The organism is Flavobacterium arundinis, from assembly GCF_038289855.1.
Taxonomy (GTDB): Bacteria; Bacteroidota; Bacteroidia; order Flavobacteriales; family Flavobacteriaceae; genus Flavobacterium; species Flavobacterium arundinis.
The window spans coordinates 46931-68171 of record NZ_JBBYHR010000011.1; the positions used below are offsets into that span (position 1 = coordinate 46931).

Below are 21241 nucleotides of genomic sequence, written 5' to 3' on the forward strand. Positions count from 1 at the left end.
TGTGATAAAATACTAATTACTTAATTCTCTTTTTAATGTAAGGAGCGCGTTCGCCACCGAAGCGTTGAACTGCTTATCGCCAATCCTAAGAATAAACCCTCCTATGATAGACGGGTCAACCACATTCTTAAGAGTTATCTTCTTATCCGAAAACTCTTTTACCTTAGCAAGCACTTTGGCTTCAAGTTCGGGAGTGATAGGGAATGCCGTAGTAACCGTAGCTGCTTCCTCACCGTTCATCTCGTCGAACTGTACTTTGTACTCAATTGCAATTTGCTCAAGGATATTGAACCTCTTGTTTTCATGCAAAAGGTGAAATAGTCCCTGCGTGATGTTTTGCGTTCCAGCAAAAACTTCTTTAAGGGCAGCTTCTTTCACATCCGCCTTAATAGTAGGATTCCCGATAAAGCTTTTAAGCTCGGCGTTGCCTTTAAGTGTTTCTGCCATAAGGGCCATATCTTCGCTTACCTGCACTGCAGTTCCCGAAGCCTGGCTCATTTCCAGTATCGCTTTGGCATATCGTATTGCGGCTCTTGAACCTGTCATAACGATGATTAGTTTAATTTAACGTCGCCCAGCATTTTCTCAACCAATGCGGTTTGAGCTTCCTGGTTCGACAATTCGTTTTTAAGCAATTTCTCTGCAATCTCAAGTGACAGGCCGGCTACCTGGTTTTTCAGTTCTGCCATAGCAGCGTTTTTCTCACTGTTAATGGCGGCTTTAGCCTGCTCTATCATTTTTTCGCCTTGTGCCGTAGCTTCCGCTTTGGCATCAGCGATCATTTTTTCTTTGATCTCGCGTGCTTCCTTCATCATGGCATCCCTTTCAAGCCTCGCTTCCTGAAGGATCCTTTGGTTATCCGCCTGAAGGTTATGCATTTCTTTACGGGCAGCTTCAGCAGAAGCCAATGCGTCCTTAATTCCCTGCTCCCTGTCGTTTACCGACTTAAGGATAGGTTTCCATGCTACCATCTTTAGTACGATGATAAGGCCTACAAATAGTAAAACCTGCCAAAAGAACAACCCGAATGAAAAATCCTCAATTAACTTTTCCATAGTTATAGTATGTGTATCTTAATTAGTTTTGTTTAATTAATTGAAGCAATAGTTACAACCAACCGTTGCAACTATTGCTTTCTTTTAAGGATTAAGCGAACAGCGCCGCGAAACCAATACCTTCAATAAGAGCTGCAGCGATAAGCATTGCAGTCTGGATCTTACCTGAAGCTTCAGGCTGGCGAGCGATAGCGTCCATTGCTGAACCACCGATCTTACCAATACCAAGACCTGCACCGATTACGATAAGGCCCGATCCTACGATTTCTGGAATTTGCATAATATATTAATTAAAAATTAAACGTTCTATTTATTAATGGTGGGCTTTTACTACTCCATGTTCATCATCATGGTGGTGTTCGCTATGCCCGTGATCATCTACCGCGGCACCAAAGTAAAGGGCAGAAAGCATTGTGAATATATAAGCCTGTAGCAATGCTACCAATATTTCAAGGAAAGAAAGAGCGAATGCAAGCACGAAAGAAAGAGGGCTGCCTATCCAGCTCTTAAAGGCAAACATAAGTGCGATGATGCTCATCAGTACAATGTGGCCTGCAAGTATGTTGGCATAAAGACGTATCATCAGCGAGAATGGTTTGATGATCGTTCCAAGTAATTCGATCGGTGCAAGAACGATCTTCATCGGCCACGGCACACCCGGCATCCAGAAGATGTGGCCCCAGTAATGTTTGTTGCCGGAAAAAGTTGTAATAAGGTACGTCAGTATCGCAAGGGCAGCTGTTACGGTAAAGTTACCGGTAACGTTTACTCCCAGCGGTGTCAATCCAAATATATTAAGGAACCATATAAAGAAGAATATGGTCAATAAATAGCTCATGTATTTTTTGTAGTGCTTCTCGCCGATGTTCGGGATAGCGATCTCATCGCGGATGTATACTACGAATGGCTCAAAAAACCTTCCTACTCCCGAAGGAACACCGCCGTTTTTAGCGTATGATTTTGCAAGGCTCCTGAACAACCATATCATCAAAAGACATGTGATCATTATCATAAGCACGCTTTTTGTAATAGAAAAGTCAAGCGGCCTTACGTTGGTTGGATGATCATGGTGGTCGCCTTCATAAGTAAGCGTACCTTTTGCATCTGTCTTGTATATTTTACCGTGGTGGAGTTTGTAATAGTTACCATCAACTTCGGCAACGGCTTCACCATGGTTGAATTTTGCAGAAGAGAAAACTTTAAGTCCGCCATCGATCAAAATCACCGGAAGCGGGAATCCATAATGTTTTCCTTCAGCCTCATCTGAATAGAAAGTGAAATCATGGGAATCCTGAACGTGGTGCAGGATATGCGCTTTGTTCTTTGATTTTACATCAAGTCCAGCCCCATGCTCGTCTACAACTACTTCAACTGATTCAACTTCAATAGTATCAGCACTCTTATGGCTATCCTCTTGGATCGCATTAGCAGATGCAGTGAAAGGAAGAACGGCAAGCATAGCTGCCATTATAAATTTAAGCGGTTTGTTGAAAATCACCATTGCCTTATTTTAGTTTTTAACGTTCTAAAATTTGGTGCAAAGGTACATTAATTATTTTCACAACCAATACCCAAAAATTTATTTTTTTAGAATATTGCTGCTCTCCTCTAAGATTACTGCTTATTATTTAATAATCTTATCGTTAATAGGGTTTCTATTGCCAAAAATAAAAGGAATACGATAAAGAAGTTTATTTTCTCAAATCGTGCGGCATCGCCCATAGCAAGTATTGGGCGAAGCATCAGATAACACAATCCCATTTGTAACAGCGTTGCACCCACAAATATATAGCCGGTATTATCTTTACTTTTAGTATGGCATATATAGACCGCAAATACTATGATCGCAGCACATAGCCAGAAAAAGCAGTACAGTGTAGCCAGATTATAATGATATGCCGAATACTTTTCTGAGTACTCCGGTTGTGAAAGAAAAAACCAGTTTCCCGCATAGAGCAGCAATGCGGTGATTGTCATTATAAGTATTGCGCGATATTTTGCCATCATTTGTCCTTGTCCAGGTTGTTTACCTGCCGTATTACATAATATAAAGAGAGGAATACGCCAAGCAGCGTGATTATTTTTTTATAGAGGCCATTGTCATTGGGGTATTTTTCGTCAAGCCATCCTCCAAACCATGAGAAGGCAAAAATAACGATACCCATTTGTATGGGCAGGCTTATAAGTACAAGCCACTTGTTTGGGTTTTTATCCGGCTTGTTGCTGCTCATTGTTTTTTGGTAAAGGTTTTACCGTCGTTTTCATAATGCAGGACGCGCTGAATTCGGCGCCGGGTTCCACAGAAAGCTTGCCGGTAATCACTTCGCCTTTGATGTGCGCCTTCGATTTTACATTAAGCTGTTCGTCCACCTCTATCTTACCATTAAAGCGGCCTTCTATATCGGCATTCCTGCATTTGATGTCGCCCGTCACGCTTCCGGCAGGGCCTATCACTATTTTCCCTTTCGAGGTAAAATTTCCCGTAAGCTCGCCATCCAGCCTGAAATCGGCCTGTGATATAATATCTCCTTTAATAGTTGTTCCTTCTACTATCCTGTTGGTTTTGCCAAGCAGGTCGGTATACGATTTTTGGGGCTTTTCAAACATGGTTCCTTATTTTATGGCTAAAAACCCGGTGAGATTTTTTTTGATCTGTACCACTTTATAATCTTCCGTCGAAATAACTATCGGCGTTTCAGCGATCTTATAGTCCTTGTATTCTTTTAGTACCGAAGCTGCATCCTCAGCAGCCAATTTGCTGTTGAAGCCATGCACTACAAGGAAATCCTCGTTAGTAGTATAAACATCCTGCGAAATGGTAATGCTGTTGTTGAGGCCTTCCTTAATGAACTTTTCTATCTTAGCCCTGAGGACTGCTATCTTAGGGTCGGTAGGGCTGTCAAATTTAAAGATCATCTTATACGTTACCGATGGCTTACCGAATGTGTTTTTTTCCAGGTTAGGAAGATCGGTTTTTAAGATCGTTTCTGCCAGTTTGCCTTCGGTACTGTTTGGATACGTTAGCGCGACAAAATTGAGTGATTTTTTATATTCCTCAAGCCCCTGCAGCCTTCCCACTATCCTTGCCTTCAGCAATTCAAATTTAGAAACGATCTCTTCGCCAGTATAGGTTTCTATATTGGTTTCCAAAAGCGCACGCACTTCCCTCGTCTTCCCTTCTTCATATTTTTTATATACAGCAGCATACACTGCGTCAGGGCTTTCGTTGTTTACGGCATCCAGTCCCGGATTCTTTATGATCTCGGCATACCTGCTGTCCGGATACTCTGCCAGTACCTGCTGTTTGTATTTATCCGCTTTTGCAGGATCTATAATTTGGTAGATCTTATACAGGTTGTATTTTGCCGGAAGTATAAGGCGCTCTTCCGGGCTGTTTACCAAAAGCTTCTCCAGCTTGTCGGCAGCACGCCGGTACTCCTTAAATTTCTCTTTATAAATAAGGCCCAGCTGATAATAGGCGAAGTTGCGGTCTTTAGCAAGGCTGTCCAATATTTTTTGCGATGTAGGCAGTTGCTTTATGTAAAAATCTGTTGTATAACGTTCGTCTATTTTTTCAGCTCCTTTTTTATCCGCTACAAGGCTGTCGTTATTTTTTGACGCAGTTTCCGGATCTTCATTTTCTTTACCGCTGTTCCTTATTTCAGAGGCCCATCTCCAGTTATCTACTAACGGCCTGCCGCCCCAACGTTTCTTAAATTCAAGCTTACCGTAAGAAACCGTCGATGGCGTATAAAAATAAAACTTGCTGCCATTGCCCCCGGATACTCCACCGGCACCGGACGCTCCACCCAAACCGGATGCTGGCATACCCGGCTGGGCTTTTGCCGCCGGATTGATACTTTGATTCGGAACTCTTGAATTATCTCCTTTACCCACTGTGCTAAAATCGTCACCGGCATTTTTACGCAGCGATGTCTGCGGGCCACTGGTACTGCCGGGCGGCATCATCGCATCATCATCGTTAAATGACCGCATATTTCCGGCTGCTGCAATATTGGCCTGCTTTTGCGCCTCTGCTTCAAGTCTTTTCTTTTCCTTTTCTTCCTGTTCTTTCAGCCTTTTAATATAATCCTCAAAAAAAGCAACCCTCGCTGTTTCAGAAAGCGATGCTATACGGAGTATACTGTCGTTGTTCTGTGCAATCGCTTCATATTTTATTACATCTTCAAGATTGTCCCTTTTCTTTTTGATAGCCTTAAACTCCCTGCCCCTGTTGTCAAGGTACACCATCGTGCTATCAAAATACTTGCCGGCCGTAGGGTATTTCGCTTTTTCAAAATTGATCTCGGCAATGTTCCTGTAATTGGAAGCCATAAGGTATTTGTCAGCCGATTTGGTACGGAGCGATTTGTTGTAATTCTTTACCGCTTTGTCGTCATCACCCTGCTTATCATAGTACAGCGCGACCTGATGATGGATGATATCAAGGTAAGGCCTGTTCTCCCGGTCTTCCAGCAGATCCCTCATGTTAGTCATAAAAGCCAGCGTATCTCCTTTTTCATAGTCAAACTGGCCGGCCTGCATGGCATGTGCCTGTATTACATAGCGCCTCGGCGATTTCCGGTTCATATCTATAACCGACTGGTAGTAGGCATAGGCGCTGTCCGGCTGTTTCATTTTGTCATACAGCTGCCCCAATATAAAACGGTAGCGGGCTTCCTGCTCGCGATCCCTGGTAAAGTCCATAGCTTTTTTAAGCACATAAACAGCGCTGTCATTCACGCCGGTATTTATATATGCCTGTGCCAGCATTGCGTTGGCATCAGAATATATCTGCTCGTCCATCTGGTCTTTCTTTTCCTTCAGGAGCTGGTTCAGGTTTTTTATAGCGGTACTCTCATTCTCAAGGCGGATATTGGTTTTTTCGCGCCATACTTTTACCTCATCTATCCTGCTGCTTCCTTTATGCTTATACAACACATAATTGAAGGCTTCGAGTGCGGGAATAAAACGGTTGTCGTAGTAGCGGGATTTTCCCAATAATAAGTGGGCTTCATCCATTTGCTGGTTCCTTTCGGTACCCCCAAGGTTCATGGAGTGCTTTTGTATTGCCTTGGTAGCCTTGGTCTCTGCCCTTTCAAAATTGGCATTCCGTTTATCGGTGGGCTCCATCTCCTCTTTGGCCGGCTGCATCTTTTCTACGGGCAGTACCTCCCAAAAATTATCGGCATAGGTGGTTTTAAGGTCGGTTAGCCCGGCCTGCAGCGCAAGGTCACCATTGTACAATACGTTGTACTTGGTGGTCATGCCGTGGTAATTCCGGTTTACGAAAGAGTCTTTTTTGGTAGAGCAGGCTATAGCAAAGCCGAGTACCCCGCAAAGAAGAATATATTTATACTTGCTGGTTTTCAATGTAAAAGCTTTTTTATCCTTAACTTTTAAAATCTCTTTTTAGTATAGAGAGGGGTAAAAATACGCTTCTTTTTGGTAAGTGGAACTTTTTTGGCAAAAAAAATCCCCGCATGGCGGGTGATGATAATTTACTATACCGCAAAGAATTCTTCCAGTTCTTTCAGCGTTTCGTCAGATGTCTGTATGTCTTTTACAATACGGCCTTTATCCAGCGCCACAATACGGGTGCTTACCTCGGTAGTATGCATAAGGTCGTGGCTCGATACCAATACTGTTACATTCTTATCGTCGGCCAGCTCCTTGATGATCTTTTTGAGCCTGAACTGTGTGGTAGGATCCAGGTTGGCAAAAGGCTCATCAAGCACGATTACTTCAGGATTGCCTATCAGCGTTGCAATAATGCCTACTTTCTTCTGGTTTCCTTTAGAAAGGTCGCGCAGGTATTTTTTCTTGTTGAGTATTTCGCCGTTAAAAAAGTCTTCGTGCTTTTTCAGGAGTGCATCCACATCGGCTTTGTTCTGGCCGCGCAACTCTCCTATAAAGTAAAAATATTCTTCGGGGGTCAGGTAGCCTATCAGGAATGTTTCGTCAAGAAATGCCGCTGTTACCGGTTTCCATGCCTCGCTTTGGTTTACCTGTATGCCCTTGATCTTCACATCGCCATTGGAAGGCTCTATCAGGTCGAGCAGCAGGCTGAAGAATGTCGTCTTTCCTGCGCCGTTGTTTCCTACTAACCCGAAGCTTTCGCCTTTTTGAATTTGCAGGTGGTCTATATTCAGTACGGTTACCCCGTTATATGTTTTCCTAAGGTTTTGTGCCTGTATCATTGTGTTGTAGTTTATGATTTTTGTTTGTAAGCGTCAAGTGTTTTGTATTTCTCCATTTTGTAGACCTTTTCTATCTGCCGGAACATCATGTTACGGAAGGCAAAGCCAAGCAGTCCGGCACCGGCTACAAATGCGTAGCCCCCATTTGCACCGGCAACATAATTGCCAAAAGCGTACAACCCGATTGGCAGTAATAATTTAGGTATTGTAAGCAGGAAAGTTTTAAGGTTGAATGCCTTCTTGTCACCAAAGGCCTGTTTGCTGCTGGCAAGGTCGATAGGCGTTTTGATAAATGCACCGCCCAGGAGTACCAGATGCGAATTCACTCCTATATTATATACCGCCCCGGCAAGAATTATCAAATAAGTGTCCAGCCCGAAATAAAGGTAAAATGCCGCCAGTACCGTACTTATAATCGTACCGATGACTACAAGCCACCATTTGGAAGCGATATATTCTTTGTACTGTATGTTCTGGCTCATCATCAGCGGGTAGTAGGCGCTGTCCCAACTCGGCACGAACTGCCCGAACGTAAACATGAAGCCTCCCGTTACAAAAATAGCCGCAAATACTTTCCAGAACGCGTTATCGGACTGCTCTATTGCGCCTGTCATGAACAGCAACCCGTAAAACAGGAACAGCACGCTTGCCAGCACAGCGGTTTTAGAACGTTTGTTCCTCCGTATAAGTTTAATGTCGTTCTTGAGGAAAGTACCCATAGTGCCAAACCTGTTGAGCCAGGTATAATCCTGCGTTTCGGCGACATCGTGCTTTCCTTTAAGGCCGGTATCGAGGTACAGGTTTTTACGGAAATAGGAAAAGGTTGCCATCCACAAAGCTACCAGTGCCGCAATGGGTACCAGGAACATATAGTATGTGCTGTAAAATCCGTGATAGAACATGGATGTTATAATGGTAATGTCAAACAGCTGGTAGTACTGCAATGCCCCGATACCAATAAAGAACGCCAGGATTACGGCAAACACCCAGTCTTTGTTATTCGCCAGAATATTAAGGAAGTTATTGCAGTATACCAGCGCGGTAATGCCGAGATACCATAATAGCGCCGAAAGAGGGTCATAGCCGCCGGTAATCAGCATGATCGTAAACGGTATTAAAAAGAAGGCGTGCAGGAAGTTGAAAAATGACAGTACGGTCTTGCCAATAGCGAAGTGTACGATCGTGCTTCGTCTTATCGGCAATGTAAGCAGCGGCCTGATATTCATTACCGGGATCTTTTGCAGGAAGATGCGCATCAGTAAATCTGCCAGCGTATAATAGATCATGTACTTGCTGACGATGACCAAAGGATCCTGGCCGTTTTCTTCAATGATCTTGTATACCAAAACCCCTGATGCCAAAAACACCAGAGAGAAGTATATAGCGCCGATGATCATAAATATCTTTAAGGCAACATTTACCTTAAAGGAAGATGCCCTTGTGAATGCTTTCCATTCGAGGCTGATGAATTTTCTGAACATTAGTTTTGGTGGTTTAGTTCTACTGATTAGTATTTCAAATTTACCGAATGTTACAGTTTTATTTTACAAAATCGTAAATCATTTTATTTCCGTAAAAGGAATGCTTATTTTTGCTGAAATTTATAAACATGTCTACATTCCATTCACTTTCAATAAAAGATATCAGGAGAGAAACACCGCAGGCTGTTTCCATCGCTTTCGAGATCCCTGAAAAATTAAAGGAAGATTATAATTTTACCGCCGGCCAGTACATCAATATCAAGACGCAATTTGAAGGGCAGGAAATACGCAAAGCCTATTCTATATGTTCTGCTCCGGGCAGCGGCGAGCTACGAGTTGCCATTAAGGCTGTAAAGAACGGCGGCTTCTCTGTTTTTGCCAATGAAAAGCTTGCCATAGGCGATACCATGGAAGTAGGTACCCCTGAAGGAAAGTTCACTTTTGAGCCAAAAGCCGACAGGCAGCGCAACTATGCAGCTTTTGCGGCAGGGAGCGGGATAACGCCTGTGCTCTCTATCATACAGTCGGTTTTGCAGAACGAGCCGGAAAGCACTTTTGTACTGGTATATGGTAACCGGACACCCGCTGATACCATTTTCCACGACTTCCTGCACCAATTACAGCAGGAATATGTAGGCCGCTTTTTTGTGCATTTCGTGTTCAGCCAGGCAAGGGCCGAAGATGCACTGTTCGGAAGGATAGAGCGGTCTACGGTAAATTTCGTTATCAAAAACAAGCACAAGGAAAAAGAATTTGAGAAATTTTACCTGTGCGGCCCAGAGGATATGATCCTTACGGTAAATGAGGTGCTGAAAGAAAATAACATTTCTGAAAAGAATATAAAATTCGAATTGTTCTCTACCCCGATAGCCGAGAAAAAGATCGAGGAGAACCTGGACGGGCAAACGAAAATAACCGTATTGGTAGACGACGAAGAAGTTACCTTCCTGATGTCACAGCAAATGACGATACTCGATGCTGCACTGAAACAAGGTATTGATGCGCCTTATTCGTGTCAGGGTGGTATTTGCAGCAGCTGTATGGCACGCATAACCAATGGCAAGGCGGAGATGAAGAAAAACGCTATACTTACGGATGGGGAGATCGCGCAGGGGCTTATCCTTACCTGCCAGGCACATCCTACCACTCCGGAGGTATATGTTGATTATGATGATGTGTAGTTAGTTTTCGATGGTAGTCACAGGTTTCAGTAACCTGATCCGACCGTTCTCAAAACGCAATGTTGGGAAGTCATATGTATTGATGTACAATAAGTTGAATTACGTCAGTATGATTTTACTAATTGTTAGTGTTCGTAACATGCCGTTCCTCTGGAACTCATGTGTGCGTCGTAATTGTTTGCTATAAACATGTCGTCCCTCTGGGACTCATAAACATAGCCCCAGCGGGGCGATATGTTTATAGAAATATAGAATATGAATGGCTTAGAGCTCCGGAGGAGCGCTATGTGAATTATTCAAATTCTTCCGCTTATAGTTTCACAAACCTGTAAGGTCTTTACATAAAAAAAGGATGCTCTAACGGGCATCCTTTTTAAGTATATCATTTATTTTATTTACGACTGTTCCGGGCAGGATGGTCTTCATCGCATCGTCATAGCCTTTCACTTTTTTATTACCGTATACCGATGTGGGGAGCAATGGGTATTTTTCCCTGTCGGATACTATCGCATAATCTTTTGGCTGGTTAAATGGTGCAAAACCGGTATACGGATGCGTTGCGCCCCAAAGCGTTACTACTTTTACCCCAAACATAGCTGCAATATGTGCATTGCCGCTGTCCATGCTCAGCATAAGGTCGAGGTTGCTTATGAGCCGCAGCTCCTGCTTCAGGTTCATTTTCCCGGCAATGACAAAAACATTGTCAAGACCTTCGGCATATTTTTTTAGGGTATGTGTTTCCTGCTTGCCGCCGCCAAACAGCATCAGCTTATAGCCAGGATTCGCGGCAAGGCCGGTTATCACCTGCTGCATAAGCTCACGTGGGTATATCTTACTGCGGTGCTGGGCAAAAGGAGCTATGCCTATCCACTTTTCGTTTTTAGGGCCTAATAGCTCCAGAAGGTCGAGCGTGAGTTTTTGTTTTTCGGGAAACAGCGGATTTTCAAGCGTTACAGGGAAGCCCAGTTTTTCGAAAACGGCAGCATACCTCCTGCTTACCGACATAAGTGGTTCGAACACTTTATTAGTAAGGCTTGTAAGCGCAGCCCTTTCTTTTCTTGCTTTATCAACGGTTGCGGTTTTTTTACCTCTTAAGGCGAAAAGCTTTGTGATGACCTTCGACCGGAGCACATTATGAAGGTCGGCAACCGCATAAACACGGAGTGATTTGAGTTCGTTGTAAAGGCGCAACAGGCCAAAAAAGCCTTTATGCCTTCCTTCGGTATCGGCTTCAAAAAAGCTAACACGCGGAATATCATCAAAAAATGGCTTATAAGCCGCTTTTGATACCACTGTTACCTTTACGTTTTCGTGCCTTTCAATTAGTTCACGCACTACGGGTACGGTCATTGCGACATCGCCCATAGCAGAAAGCCTTATGACCAGTATATGTTTGGTTCCCCGCATGGGAGTTACTTTTTGTTTTGGTACAGTACGGGGTTCAGTTCCTCGTCATTATACATCTTCATCTGCTTGTATACCTTCATGTATTTGTCACCATTCTCAATATCAGTAATAAGATCGTCGATAGCTGTAGAGAGGTCTTTCTTCTGTTCCAGCAGCACATTCAGCTTTTCCTGGCATTTCGCCCTGTGTTCCGGCGAAGCATCCTCACGGGTAGCTTCTTCGTTCATGTGGTATATCTTAAGGGCAAGTATCGAAAGCCTGTCCAGCGCCCATGCAGGGCTTTCCGAGTTTATTTTTGCATTATCTTTTACTTTCACATTGCTGTATTTCTGTAAAAAATAACTGTCAATATATTCTACCATATCGGTACGTACCTGGTTGGAGGCATCGATCTTTCTTTTAAGCACAAGCGCTTCAACCGGGTCTATGGCCGGGTTACGGATTATGTCTTCATAATGCCATTGTACAGTATCTACCCAGTTTTTTGCGTATAACAGGTGTTCTATCTTATCTTTACCGAATGGATTCTCTATAGGCTGGTCTACATTATCAAACCGGTGATAATCATTAATGCTCTGCTCAAATATGGGGAAAGCTATTTTAGAAAACATAGTCTTAATTTTAATTTTACAAATATAGTTTTAATACTTTTAACCTGCTAACACAAATTTTAACCCATGCACGTACACTACCTTTCAGAAAATAACAGCATTTTAAACCATTTTCTTTCGCAAATCCGTGATGTGGATGTGCAGGGGGACAGCATGCGGTTCCGGAAAAATATTGAGCGCATCGGCGAGATCATGGCCTACGAGATAAGTAAGGAACTTGAGTATAAAGACCGCGATGTAAAAACCCCTTTGGGAATTAAAAAAACAACGGAAATAAAAGATGGCGTAGTGCTTTGCTCTATACTTAGGGCAGGACTGGCGCTACATGACGGGTTCCTTAGTTTTTTCGACGATGCCGAAAACGGGTTCATCTCAGCGTACAGGCACCACCCTAACAACGATGATTTTTTCGATATCCTTGTAGAGTACCAGGCCGCACCTTCGTTTACCGGCAAAAACCTCATCGTACTGGACCCTATGCTGGCAACAGGGATGTCGTTAGCCGAAGTGCTTAAAAAAATATTGCCAGGTCAAAACCCAATATCCTTCCACATTGCGGTAGTTATTGCCGCGCCTGAAGGTATCGAACTGCTACAGCAATCGTTGCCGGATAACTGCCATTTGTGGGTTGCCTCTTTGGACAGCCACCTGAACGAGAAGAAGTATATTGTTCCCGGGTTGGGCGATGCAGGCGATTTGGCCTATGGAGTGAAGTTGTAATTTGCAGTAGTGTTGATTATTCAGCTGAGATTTCTCTCTCCGCACGCTACGTTCGAAATGACACAGATGTTATTCCATTTCGAAGGAGAAATCTCAAAATCGGATCGCTAATGATTTGGATTTACAACTGCGAGCTAAACAGGAATATCGCTATCAGGACTATCAATGCCAAAAGGATTTCCCTGACCCATACATTTTCCTGGCTTTCGAGATAATTGGCTCCCATAATTGCCAGAGGCGCAAATGTGAAAGCAAGGAAACTGTTATTCTTATCTGCCGAAAGCACGTATATACCTACCCCGATGAGAAACGAATAAATTATTTTTTTGTGTGATGCCTGGAGGTTCAGGGGTTTGCTGGTAATAGAAAATATGTAGGGTACCGCAAAAAGTGCCGCGATAGAAGAGAAAACAGCCAGCGCTATATTCTGGTAAATGTTCTCGAAATAGGTAAAGTCAAAACTTACCTGTATTTCATCGAGCACCTGTTTAAAGAAGCCTTCGCCGGCAATGAGGCCCGCCATAAAATAAATTACCGCGACACCAAAAAAAGCGATAAACGGTATAAGCCAATTCCTGTAATCCCTCGAAACGTGGAAAATAATGGATATAAACACCAGCACTATATAGATAATGCTCCAAAAGTGGAAAACAGCCGCGGCAAAAATCCAGAAGGAGGCATCAAAAATTTTCTCTTTCGGCGTGATTAACGACTGTAGCGAAATAAGCCTCCGTAATGCCAGAAGCAGGAAAAAATTGGAGATAATAATATTGGTATTAACCAGTATGGTGGGAAAAAGTATCAGGAAAACCAAAAACAGGAACATGGCATAGGTGTTCGCTTTACTGAGCGTATTCCTGCGTGTGATGAAATTAACAAGGAAGACCGAACCCGCCAAAACAAGCAACAGCCCGGCTTTTTGCAGGACCAAAAGATAGTTGGATGTCCAGTTATCCTCCCTGAAAATGTATAAAACATAAAACAAAACCAGCCCTGCGCCAATTAAAGCGTAATTTACCGGCCTTGATTTATTAAAAACACTTGCTAACATGCGATTATTTTATACTTTTGTGACTGTAAATATAACACTTGTCTAAAAATGAAAACATTTTTCGAAGCACTGGGATCTCTTTTCACTGATTTTCTTTTTGTTCCTATGCACTTTTTCCGTGCCCTTGAGCTTAAAAACTGGTGGATAGCAAATATCATGACCTGGATATTTATCCTTATCTGCTGCGCCGCTACATGGTACTGGTTAAAACAGCTAAGTATATTCAAGCAAAATAACGACGACGACCAGGATACTACAGCGCACTCGTTCTTATCATAAGTCGAGCCCGATATCCTTTCTATAATACATCTTATCAAAATGTAGCCCCGCTATATTTTGATAAGATTTTTTTATGGCATCCATAAAGCCATCCCCGTATGAAGTTACTGCTATAACGCGGCCACCGTTTGTAACCACCTGCCCGTTTTCGGATTTTGTCCCTGCATGGAACGCAATGGAGCCTTCCACCTTTTCCAGCCCAGTAATTACATCGCCTTTTCCATACGCTTCCGGGTACCCACCCGCAACAATCATTACCGTAGCTGCGCTTCTATCATCGGTTTCCAGCACTGCCTCATCCAGCTTTTCATTGGCTACAGCCATAAACAATTCTACAAGGTCCGATTTCAGCCTTGGTATCACTACTTCCGTTTCCGGATCGCCCATCCTCACATTGTATTCGATAACAAACGGATCGTCTCCCACTTTTATAAGCCCGATGAATACAAACCCTTTGTAATCGATATTATCGTTCTTAAGCCCATCTATAGTTGGCCTGACAATGCGCTTTTCTATCTTTTCCATAAATGCTGCATCGGCAAACGGTACCGGCGATACCGCACCCATGCCGCCTGTGTTGAGGCCGGTATCTCCTTCGCCTATGCGCTTATAATCTTTGGCAGTAGGCAGCAGCTTGTAGCTTTTGCCATCGGTAAGCACGAAGCAGCTCAATTCTATCCCATCAAGAAATTCCTCTATTACCACTTTAGCGCTTGCCGCACCAAATTTCTCATCGACAAGCATGTTCCTTAATTCCTGCTGTGCTTCGGCAAGATCGGGCAATATAAGCACGCCTTTGCCAGCAGCAAGGCCGTCGGCTTTTAGTACATAAGGTGGCTTTAGTGTGGTAAGGAACTCACAACCCTGCTCTACGGTCTCTTTGGTAAAGCTGTCATAAGCCGCGGTAGGTATATTATTTTTTATAAGGAACTGTTTTGCAAACTCCTTGCTGCCTTCCAGCTGTGCGCCGTGTTTAGAAGGCCCTATAACCGGAATGCCCTTCAAATCGGCATCGTTCTTAAAGAAGTCGTATATTCCCTTTACCAACGGGTCTTCGGGGCCAACGACCACCATATTGATGTTTTTGCTGAGTACTGCCGCTTTTACAGCTTCAAAATCTGTCGGGCTTAGGTCGAGGTTTGTTGCGATGGCGGATGTACCGGCATTTCCGGGCGCTACAAACAATGTATCGCACAAAGGGCTTTGCAGCATTTTCCATGCCAGTGCGTGCTCCCTTCCGCCGGAACCAAGTAATAAAATTTTCATGTCGTGTTGTTGTTAGTTGTGTTGTTGTTAATGGCCGGTACGCATCAATAGGCTTTCTCGTCGCCCATAAAGATGTTTACAACGGTTTGCACTATAATTTTTAAATCCAGAAGCAACGACCAGTTCTCTATGTAGAACACATCATATTTAATGCGGAATATCATATCTTCATTGGTGCTTATCTCGCCCCTGAACCCTCTTACCTGAGCCAGCCCTGTAATACCCGGCCTTACATAAAGCCTTACCATGTATTTCTTAATGCGGTTGCTGTACAGGTTGTTTTGCGACCATAAATGGGGCCTCGGCCCCACCACCGACATTTCTCCCTTTAATACATTGAAAAACTGCGGCATTTCGTCGATACTTGTTTTTCTTATAAACTTCCCTATCCTTGTGATGCGCGGGTCGTTCTTAACTACCGATTGTTCCGTGCGTTCGTTTATCTGCATGGAGCGGAACTTGTAGCAAAAAAATTCTTTTTCATCGAGGCCCGGGCGGCTTTGCTTAAAAAACACAGGCCCTTTTGACTCCAGCTTTATCAGGAGTGCTAATATTGGAGTAAGCCAGGATAAAAGCAATATGACCACCAATAAAGAGAACACGATGTCGAACATCCTTTTTATCATTTGGGCAAACGGGTCGTGAAGGGCTGTTTTGCGCAATGAAAGTACCGGGAACACTTCATAATAATCCATCTTTAGATTCTTAGAAAAGATGCCATCGGTATCGGGAATGAATTTTATAACTTTTTTATATGCGTCGGCAAACTCCACGAGTTCTTTAATCTGGAGGTTGCTTATCTCATTGAGGGAACAATAAATCTCATCAATATTGTTTTGCAGGATGTAGTCTTTTATGTCGGCTGTTTTCCCTATAACTTCCGGATTAGATTTTTTATCGGAAAAAAAACCAACGAAACGATAGCCATAATCCGGCCTTGTTTCAAACACCTCTTTAAGGCGTATTGCCTGCGGGGTATACCCTATGATAATAGCCGTCCTGTAATTGCTTCCTGTAACTACCCTGTAGCGCTTCAGGTAGTAAAACATCAGGAATTTGAAAACACCAATAATTATAAAAACAGTCGTTAGATAGGCTGCGATAGCCTGCCCGCTAAAAACAGTGTGCTTGGCAAAAGGGAAAAATGCAATGACAACCAGCAGGAAAAGGACGCCCTGCCCCATCAGCTTGGTCATGATCTTTATAGGCGGGGTATAGCGGTACACGCCGTAGAAACCCGAAAAATAGGAAATGATGGCCCAACAGGCTATCTGGTAGGCACCGAAATGGAGGTAATTAAGCCCGTGCTCCCTGAAAAAGAACTGGAATGTAAACGTAATTACCAGTATATCGAAAAATATACTGATGGGCCTTAAATATTTAGAATACCTCCTTTTATCGGATAAAATCATTGCTTAATGTATAAAACCGGAGAAATCTTTATGCTCTTCCTTCTGCAGCTCTTCTTGTGAAAGCGAGCTGAAATAATCATACGTTATTTTCATTCCTTCCGCCCTGCCCACTTTGGCTTCCCATCCTAAGAGCTTTTTCGCAAGTGTAATATCCGGCCTCCTCTGCAGCGGGTCGTTTACCGGCAGGGGCATGTATACCACTTTTTGGTTAGTACCTGTCAGCTTGATTATTTCTTCGGCAAAATCCCTGATGGTTATCTCATCGGGGTTGCCAATATTAACAGGATAAATATAATCAGAATGCAACAGCCTGAAGATACCTTCTACCTGGTCGTCTACATAGCAAAAAGAACGTGTTTGCATACCGTCGCCAAATATGGTGAGGTCTTCTCCCCTTAGGGCCTGGCCTATGAATGCCGGAATTACACGGCCATCATTAAGCCTCATGCGCGGGCCGTAGGTATTGAATATCCTTACTATGCGGGTTTCTACGCCGTGAAACGTATGGTAGGCCATGGTTATGGATTCCTGGAAGCGCTTGGCCTCATCATACACGCCGCGGGGGCCAATGGTGTTTACGTTACCGTAATAATCCTCGGTTTGCGGGTGTACTAAAGGGTCGCCATATACCTCCGAAGTTGAGGCTATAAGTATCCTGGCTTTTTTTACCCTCGCAAGGCCAAGAAGGTTATGCGTACCTAAAGAACCCACCTTAAGGGTTTGTATCGGGATCTTTAAATAATCTATAGGGCTTGCCGGCGATGCAAAATGCAGTATATAATCGAGATTGCCGGGTATATTTACAAATTTGGTAACATCGTGGTGGTAGAACTCAAAATTTTCCAGCTTAAAAAGATGTTCGATGTTTTTAAGGTCACCCGTAATCAGGTTATCCATCCCTATTACAAAATAGCCTTCTTTTATAAACCTGTCACAAAGGTGTGACCCCAGGAAGCCTGCTGCTCCCGTTATTAGTATTCTTTTCATGTCTTTCTTTATCAAAACCTTTTGGTAACAAGCCATTAAAGAGGCAATACAGCATTGTGAAAAACACTATCCCCCGCTGCCTCCATAAAAATGATTCCGTCAAAAGTAAGGCTATCATAAGAATTGCAAAAGCAATATGTATAAAATCTTTAGTTTTAAATGCCTTTTTTAGATTAGCACCCAGGATGAGCAGTAGCAAAAGAAAGCCGAATATGCCCAAATCGGCAAATGTTTCGACATATTGGTTATGGAAATTCTGGACACCATAACCATATCCGGTACCATCGTCCGGGCTTACATTGTGCTCTATGCCCTTTTCATATACCTTTTTTGGCGATGCATTAAGGCCGTAGCCGGTAAATACTATCGGCTCTTCTGTAAGCAATTCTGTAAAAATACGGATTTGGTATATCCTGAAAGCAGATCCGTTAAAATAGTCGTTATGGGTAAATCGTTGCGTTTCCCACGCTTCTTTTACAGTAAGTATATTAACGCCGTTTTCTGTTTTGGACTTTGTGGTAAATTCAGCAACAAGCCTTTCTCCTACCTTGCCATAGTAGCCCAGAATTATTGCCGATGCCATAAATAGTACAAACATCGTGATCTTTGCCCTTTTTTGCATCCGTGTATAGAAGAGCAGGTATATCCCTGTAATCAAAACATCTACTATAATTACAGTTTTAGAAGCCAATAGAAAGATAAGCCCAAAAAGGAATATAAACCCTGCATAGTTCCAAAACGATTTACTTTTTACCGTAAGAAACCAGAATAGAGGTACTGAGAAAAGTGCTGAAAGATAGATGGCATTAATATCCCGGGTAGCCAGTTCATGATAAAAGAAAACATCCGTATTGCCGGTAAGGATATAACGTATTAATGCCCTTGCCAGGACTACAATGCCGGCCAGCACCATTCCCCTGCTGAAATTTTTAAGTATAGCGCACCTCCCCATCCTGATAAACCGCCTGTTAAAAAAAAATGCAAGGGGTACGAACAAAAGTGCTGCTTCTTTGGATAGCGCCTTGAGCGTGCTTTCAATATCTATAGACCATAGCAATGATAAAACCATGAAACCGTAAAGGAACATTGGCAGGAGGAGCATTTTGCTTATATGCACATTCCCTTTCTTTGCGGAAAGCAATGAATACAAAACAAACAGTATGAGAACAATACTGTTATAAGCATAGCCAAGGGGCAGGGTTATGAGTACTGCCGAAATGAAAAAAACCAATGGCTTTTTACCCGGAGAAAGCCCTATTCTTTTTAATAAGGCATTGCTCGAAAAGTTGTAGATAGTCCCCATTGATTTTTTCCCAGTTAAAATTTTTCTCTATAGCTTTAAAATTTTTCTCTATTTTCTGCTGTTCCTCACTTTTTCGCAATGTTGCAAGCAGGCTGGCAACCTCTTTAGGGTTGGCAAAATAATAGGCATTATCCTGTAGAACGCCTTTGTTAAAGTGATTATTGTGTGCAGCGATAAGAGCATGCGATGCCATAGCCTCAAGCAGCGAAGGGTTGGTACCTCCCACCGAATGGCCGTGGAAATATATTTTTGAATAATAGCGCAGGCTGTTAAGGTGATCTATGTTATACAAACCACCTATGAACCTTATATTAGGATGGTTCTTAAATTTTTCTTTCAGGTAGGCGCCATACTTTGTTTCATGCTTGCCTACCACCAGTATCGGTGTGGTATCGTTACCTTCTGTTACTCCGGTAAGCACCATATCGAGGTTATTCTCCGGCTCGAAGCGGGCCATGATCATATTGAAATTTTCTTTTTCAACATCATATTCTGCCAGTACACTTTCATCCGGGGAATAAAAAGGGTGGGCACCGTAGGCTATGTAGGTAGATTCTTTTTTGTATTCTTCTTTCAGGAATGCCTGTATGCCCAGCGAATCGGCAACAAGGTAATCACTGTGCATTGCGGCAAGCCTTTCTGCATATTTAAGGAAGCGGCGCACGGGAGCCGAATATTTCGAGCGTTTCCACTCAAGGCCGTCCATATTGGTAATAACAATTGCGCTTTTAGGGAGCAGGAAATACCAGATCGAACTGCTGGTATAGCCAAGCTGGAGTATAATGTCAAAATCTCTTTTCCGAATATCGCGAATGCAATTGAGATCGTAAATAAACTGGCCAAAGGTACCTACTTTGTATTCGGGATCATATTGGTGGAGTATATGCACGCCATTGAACATCTTTTCCTGATACGGATGGTTGTGCGAATTATATACATATACCTCATGCCCCTTTTTTGCAAGGTAAACCGAGAAGTATTCTGCAAACTGCTCAAAACCTCCGTAATAGTTCGGGATGCCCCTTGTACCTAATATGGCTACTTTCATGAATTCAATTTCCTTTCACTGCGCGCCAAAAATACATATAAATACATTATGGCATTCAACATTATTTGCAATTATAGTAAAATAAAGGCATTTCGCCGGAACAGTGAATATGATTAATTATGGTTACCCTTATCGCCGGCCAAAGCAAGCTTGTAGCCTTTTATTGTTTCTGAAGCTGTTTTTTCCCATGTATAATTCTCAAGAATCCTTTTTTTAAGACCCGGGTCAACATCTGCCCGGAATGCTTCGTCGATAGCCTTTCTTATAGAATCTACATCGTCTGGCTCGCAATAAAAGGCAAAGTCACCGAAATAATCCTGAGTATCCCCTTTTTTCGTGACTACGATATTACAGTTCATGGCACCAGCTTCGAGTGATGACAGGCCGGGTGTTTCCATCCAGCTCACAAGGGCGTGCACCTTAGCTGCTTTATATAATTCGCGGAGCTCTTCATGAGGCATTACGCCTAAAAAGAACACGTTATCGCCTGCCTCTTTCCGCACCTGCTCAACATACGCCTTTTGATTAGCGGATGCTTTACCTACTAATACCAGTTTATACGGGGAATTTTTTACTGCCCTTACGAGGTTTAACGTCGACTTACGACCTTCGATGCGTGCAGCACAGAGAATACAATCCTTAAACTGTGAGAATTTATCGCCTGTTTTCGCACTGTCATCGTTAAACACATCTTTATCTATGGCATTGGGCACGCTAAAGTATTTATACCCTTTTAGCCTGAATTCCTGTGCCACCCTTTGCATCTCGGAGTCGGAATTGGGAAGGAATACGCTTGTGTTATCCACTATTTCCTTCATCAATCCATAATACCCTTTAAAGAGCATTTTATATACGCCCTTATGGATCCTGCCTTCGGCAATATATTTTACAAGCGTTTTTATATAGCCTATCTGGTATGGCGAAAGCACATTGGCCACTTTCTGGAAAAATCCTCCTCTTGCTTTCCTTTCAAATTCGGTATACAAGCCGTATATCGTTGATAGCACAATCTTCTTTCCCTGCCTTTTCGCATTCCTCATCTGCAAATAAATGTCCTGCGGCTCCATAAGGTTGAACAGGTGCACCAGGTCATATCCATCCAGGTCCGGCTCAGCATCTAACGATATATCTACTTTTATGCCCTGCTTTTCGAGAAATTGCCTGGTCTTTTCCATCTGCACAAGATCCCCGCCCGGGGCAGCATAAAGATTGGCTCTTGATTGAAATAACACTTTCATCC

Annotated in this window: 22 protein-coding genes; 3 read left to right on the forward strand and 19 right to left on the reverse strand. The window is 43.1% G+C overall.

The window, feature by feature from the left end:
* Positions 1–12: 12 nt before the first annotated feature.
* The 10 genes from atpH to AAEO56_RS17155 form a co-directional block, all read right to left on the reverse strand.
* Positions 13–546 (reverse strand): ATP synthase F1 subunit delta, encoded by a 534-nt coding sequence (gene atpH / locus AAEO56_RS17110; RefSeq protein WP_341698292.1) that lies wholly within the window; start codon positions 544–546, stop codon positions 13–15.
* Between the two features lie 8 nt (positions 547–554).
* Complete coding sequence (locus AAEO56_RS17115) at positions 555–1055, reverse strand: F0F1 ATP synthase subunit B (protein ID WP_341698293.1); 501 nt, start codon at positions 1053–1055, stop codon at positions 555–557.
* A 91-nt stretch (positions 1056–1146) separates the two neighbouring features.
* The gene (gene atpE / locus AAEO56_RS17120) at positions 1147–1335 is read right to left on the reverse strand and encodes an ATP synthase F0 subunit C (protein ID WP_341698294.1); all 189 of its coding nucleotides are present in this window, start codon (positions 1333–1335) and stop codon (positions 1147–1149) included.
* A gap of 33 nt (positions 1336–1368) precedes the next feature.
* Positions 1369–2556, reverse strand: a complete 1188-nt coding sequence (atpB, locus tag AAEO56_RS17125) for a F0F1 ATP synthase subunit A (protein WP_341698295.1) — start codon at positions 2554–2556, stop codon at positions 1369–1371.
* A 113-nt stretch (positions 2557–2669) separates the two neighbouring features.
* Positions 2670–3062, reverse strand: a complete 393-nt coding sequence (locus AAEO56_RS17130) for a hypothetical protein (protein ID WP_341698296.1) — start codon at positions 3060–3062, stop codon at positions 2670–2672.
* Positions 3059–3286 carry an AtpZ/AtpI family protein gene (locus AAEO56_RS17135; protein WP_341698297.1) on the reverse strand — a complete coding sequence of 76 codons (228 nt, stop codon included), beginning with the start codon at positions 3284–3286 and terminating at the stop codon, positions 3059–3061. The genes AAEO56_RS17130 and AAEO56_RS17135 overlap by 4 nt, the downstream gene beginning before the upstream one ends.
* Complete coding sequence (locus tag AAEO56_RS17140) at positions 3264–3662, reverse strand: bactofilin family protein (protein WP_341698298.1); 399 nt, start codon at positions 3660–3662, stop codon at positions 3264–3266. The genes AAEO56_RS17135 and AAEO56_RS17140 overlap by 23 nt, the downstream gene beginning before the upstream one ends.
* Positions 3663–3668: 6 nt before the next feature.
* Positions 3669–6428, reverse strand: coding sequence for a type IX secretion system periplasmic lipoprotein PorW/SprE (gene porW / locus AAEO56_RS17145; RefSeq protein WP_341698299.1), 2760 nt, complete (start codon positions 6426–6428; stop codon positions 3669–3671).
* Between the two features lie 131 nt (positions 6429–6559).
* Positions 6560–7255: an ABC transporter ATP-binding protein gene (locus tag AAEO56_RS17150; RefSeq protein WP_341698300.1), complete on the reverse strand. Its 696-nt coding sequence runs from the start codon at positions 7253–7255 to the stop codon at positions 6560–6562.
* Positions 7256–7266: 11 nt separating this feature from the next.
* A complete protein-coding gene (locus AAEO56_RS17155; RefSeq protein WP_341698301.1) occupies positions 7267–8736 on the reverse strand; it encodes a DUF5687 family protein in 1470 nt (489 codons plus the stop codon).
* A 128-nt stretch (positions 8737–8864) separates the two neighbouring features.
* Between AAEO56_RS17155 and AAEO56_RS17160 the strand changes: the two genes are divergently transcribed.
* Positions 8865–9917, forward strand: a complete 1053-nt coding sequence (locus AAEO56_RS17160; RefSeq protein ID WP_341698302.1) for a ferredoxin--NADP reductase — start codon at positions 8865–8867, stop codon at positions 9915–9917.
* Positions 9918–10274: 357 nt separating this feature from the next.
* On the opposite strand, the gene AAEO56_RS17165 is transcribed toward AAEO56_RS17160, so the two are convergent.
* Both AAEO56_RS17165 and AAEO56_RS17170 read right to left on the reverse strand, forming a co-directional pair.
* On the reverse strand, positions 10275–11324 hold the full coding sequence (locus AAEO56_RS17165) for a glycosyltransferase family 9 protein (protein ID WP_341698303.1): 1050 nt from the start codon (positions 11322–11324) through the stop codon (positions 10275–10277).
* Positions 11325–11329: 5 nt separating this feature from the next.
* Entirely contained in the window at positions 11330–11935 is a 606-nt protein-coding gene (locus tag AAEO56_RS17170; protein ID WP_341698304.1) for a DUF4254 domain-containing protein, read from the reverse strand.
* A gap of 66 nt (positions 11936–12001) precedes the next feature.
* Between AAEO56_RS17170 and upp the strand changes: the two genes are divergently transcribed.
* Positions 12002–12655: a uracil phosphoribosyltransferase gene (gene upp, locus AAEO56_RS17175; RefSeq protein ID WP_341698305.1), complete on the forward strand. Its 654-nt coding sequence runs from the start codon at positions 12002–12004 to the stop codon at positions 12653–12655.
* Positions 12656–12776: 121 nt separating this feature from the next.
* On the opposite strand, the gene AAEO56_RS17180 is transcribed toward upp, so the two are convergent.
* Positions 12777–13706, reverse strand: a complete 930-nt coding sequence (locus tag AAEO56_RS17180) for a DUF6427 family protein (protein ID WP_341698306.1) — start codon at positions 13704–13706, stop codon at positions 12777–12779.
* A 48-nt stretch (positions 13707–13754) separates the two neighbouring features.
* Between AAEO56_RS17180 and AAEO56_RS17185 the strand changes: the two genes are divergently transcribed.
* Positions 13755–13985 (forward strand): DUF6341 family protein, encoded by a 231-nt coding sequence (locus AAEO56_RS17185; RefSeq protein WP_341698307.1) that lies wholly within the window; start codon positions 13755–13757, stop codon positions 13983–13985.
* On the opposite strand, the gene purD is transcribed toward AAEO56_RS17185, so the two are convergent.
* From purD to AAEO56_RS17215, 6 genes are all read right to left on the reverse strand, one after another.
* Positions 13980–15251, reverse strand: coding sequence for a phosphoribosylamine--glycine ligase (gene purD / locus AAEO56_RS17190; RefSeq protein WP_341698308.1), 1272 nt, complete (start codon positions 15249–15251; stop codon positions 13980–13982). The genes AAEO56_RS17185 and purD overlap by 6 nt on opposite strands.
* Before the next feature lie 44 nt (positions 15252–15295).
* Positions 15296–16663 (reverse strand): undecaprenyl-phosphate glucose phosphotransferase, encoded by a 1368-nt coding sequence (locus AAEO56_RS17195; RefSeq protein ID WP_341698309.1) that lies wholly within the window; start codon positions 16661–16663, stop codon positions 15296–15298.
* A gap of 3 nt (positions 16664–16666) precedes the next feature.
* On the reverse strand, positions 16667–17650 hold the full coding sequence (locus AAEO56_RS17200) for a UDP-glucuronic acid decarboxylase family protein (RefSeq protein WP_341698310.1): 984 nt from the start codon (positions 17648–17650) through the stop codon (positions 16667–16669).
* On the reverse strand, positions 17595–18953 hold the full coding sequence (locus tag AAEO56_RS17205; RefSeq protein WP_341698311.1) for an O-antigen ligase family protein: 1359 nt from the start codon (positions 18951–18953) through the stop codon (positions 17595–17597). Before AAEO56_RS17205 ends, AAEO56_RS17200 begins: the two co-directional genes overlap by 56 nt.
* Positions 18889–20001 carry a DUF1972 domain-containing protein gene (locus AAEO56_RS17210; protein ID WP_341698312.1) on the reverse strand — a complete coding sequence of 371 codons (1113 nt, stop codon included), beginning with the start codon at positions 19999–20001 and terminating at the stop codon, positions 18889–18891. Before AAEO56_RS17210 ends, AAEO56_RS17205 begins: the two co-directional genes overlap by 65 nt.
* 113 nt (positions 20002–20114) lie before the next feature.
* Entirely contained in the window at positions 20115–21239 is a 1125-nt protein-coding gene (locus AAEO56_RS17215; RefSeq protein ID WP_341698313.1) for a glycosyltransferase family 4 protein, read from the reverse strand.
* Between the last annotated feature and the right edge of the window lie 2 nt (positions 21240–21241).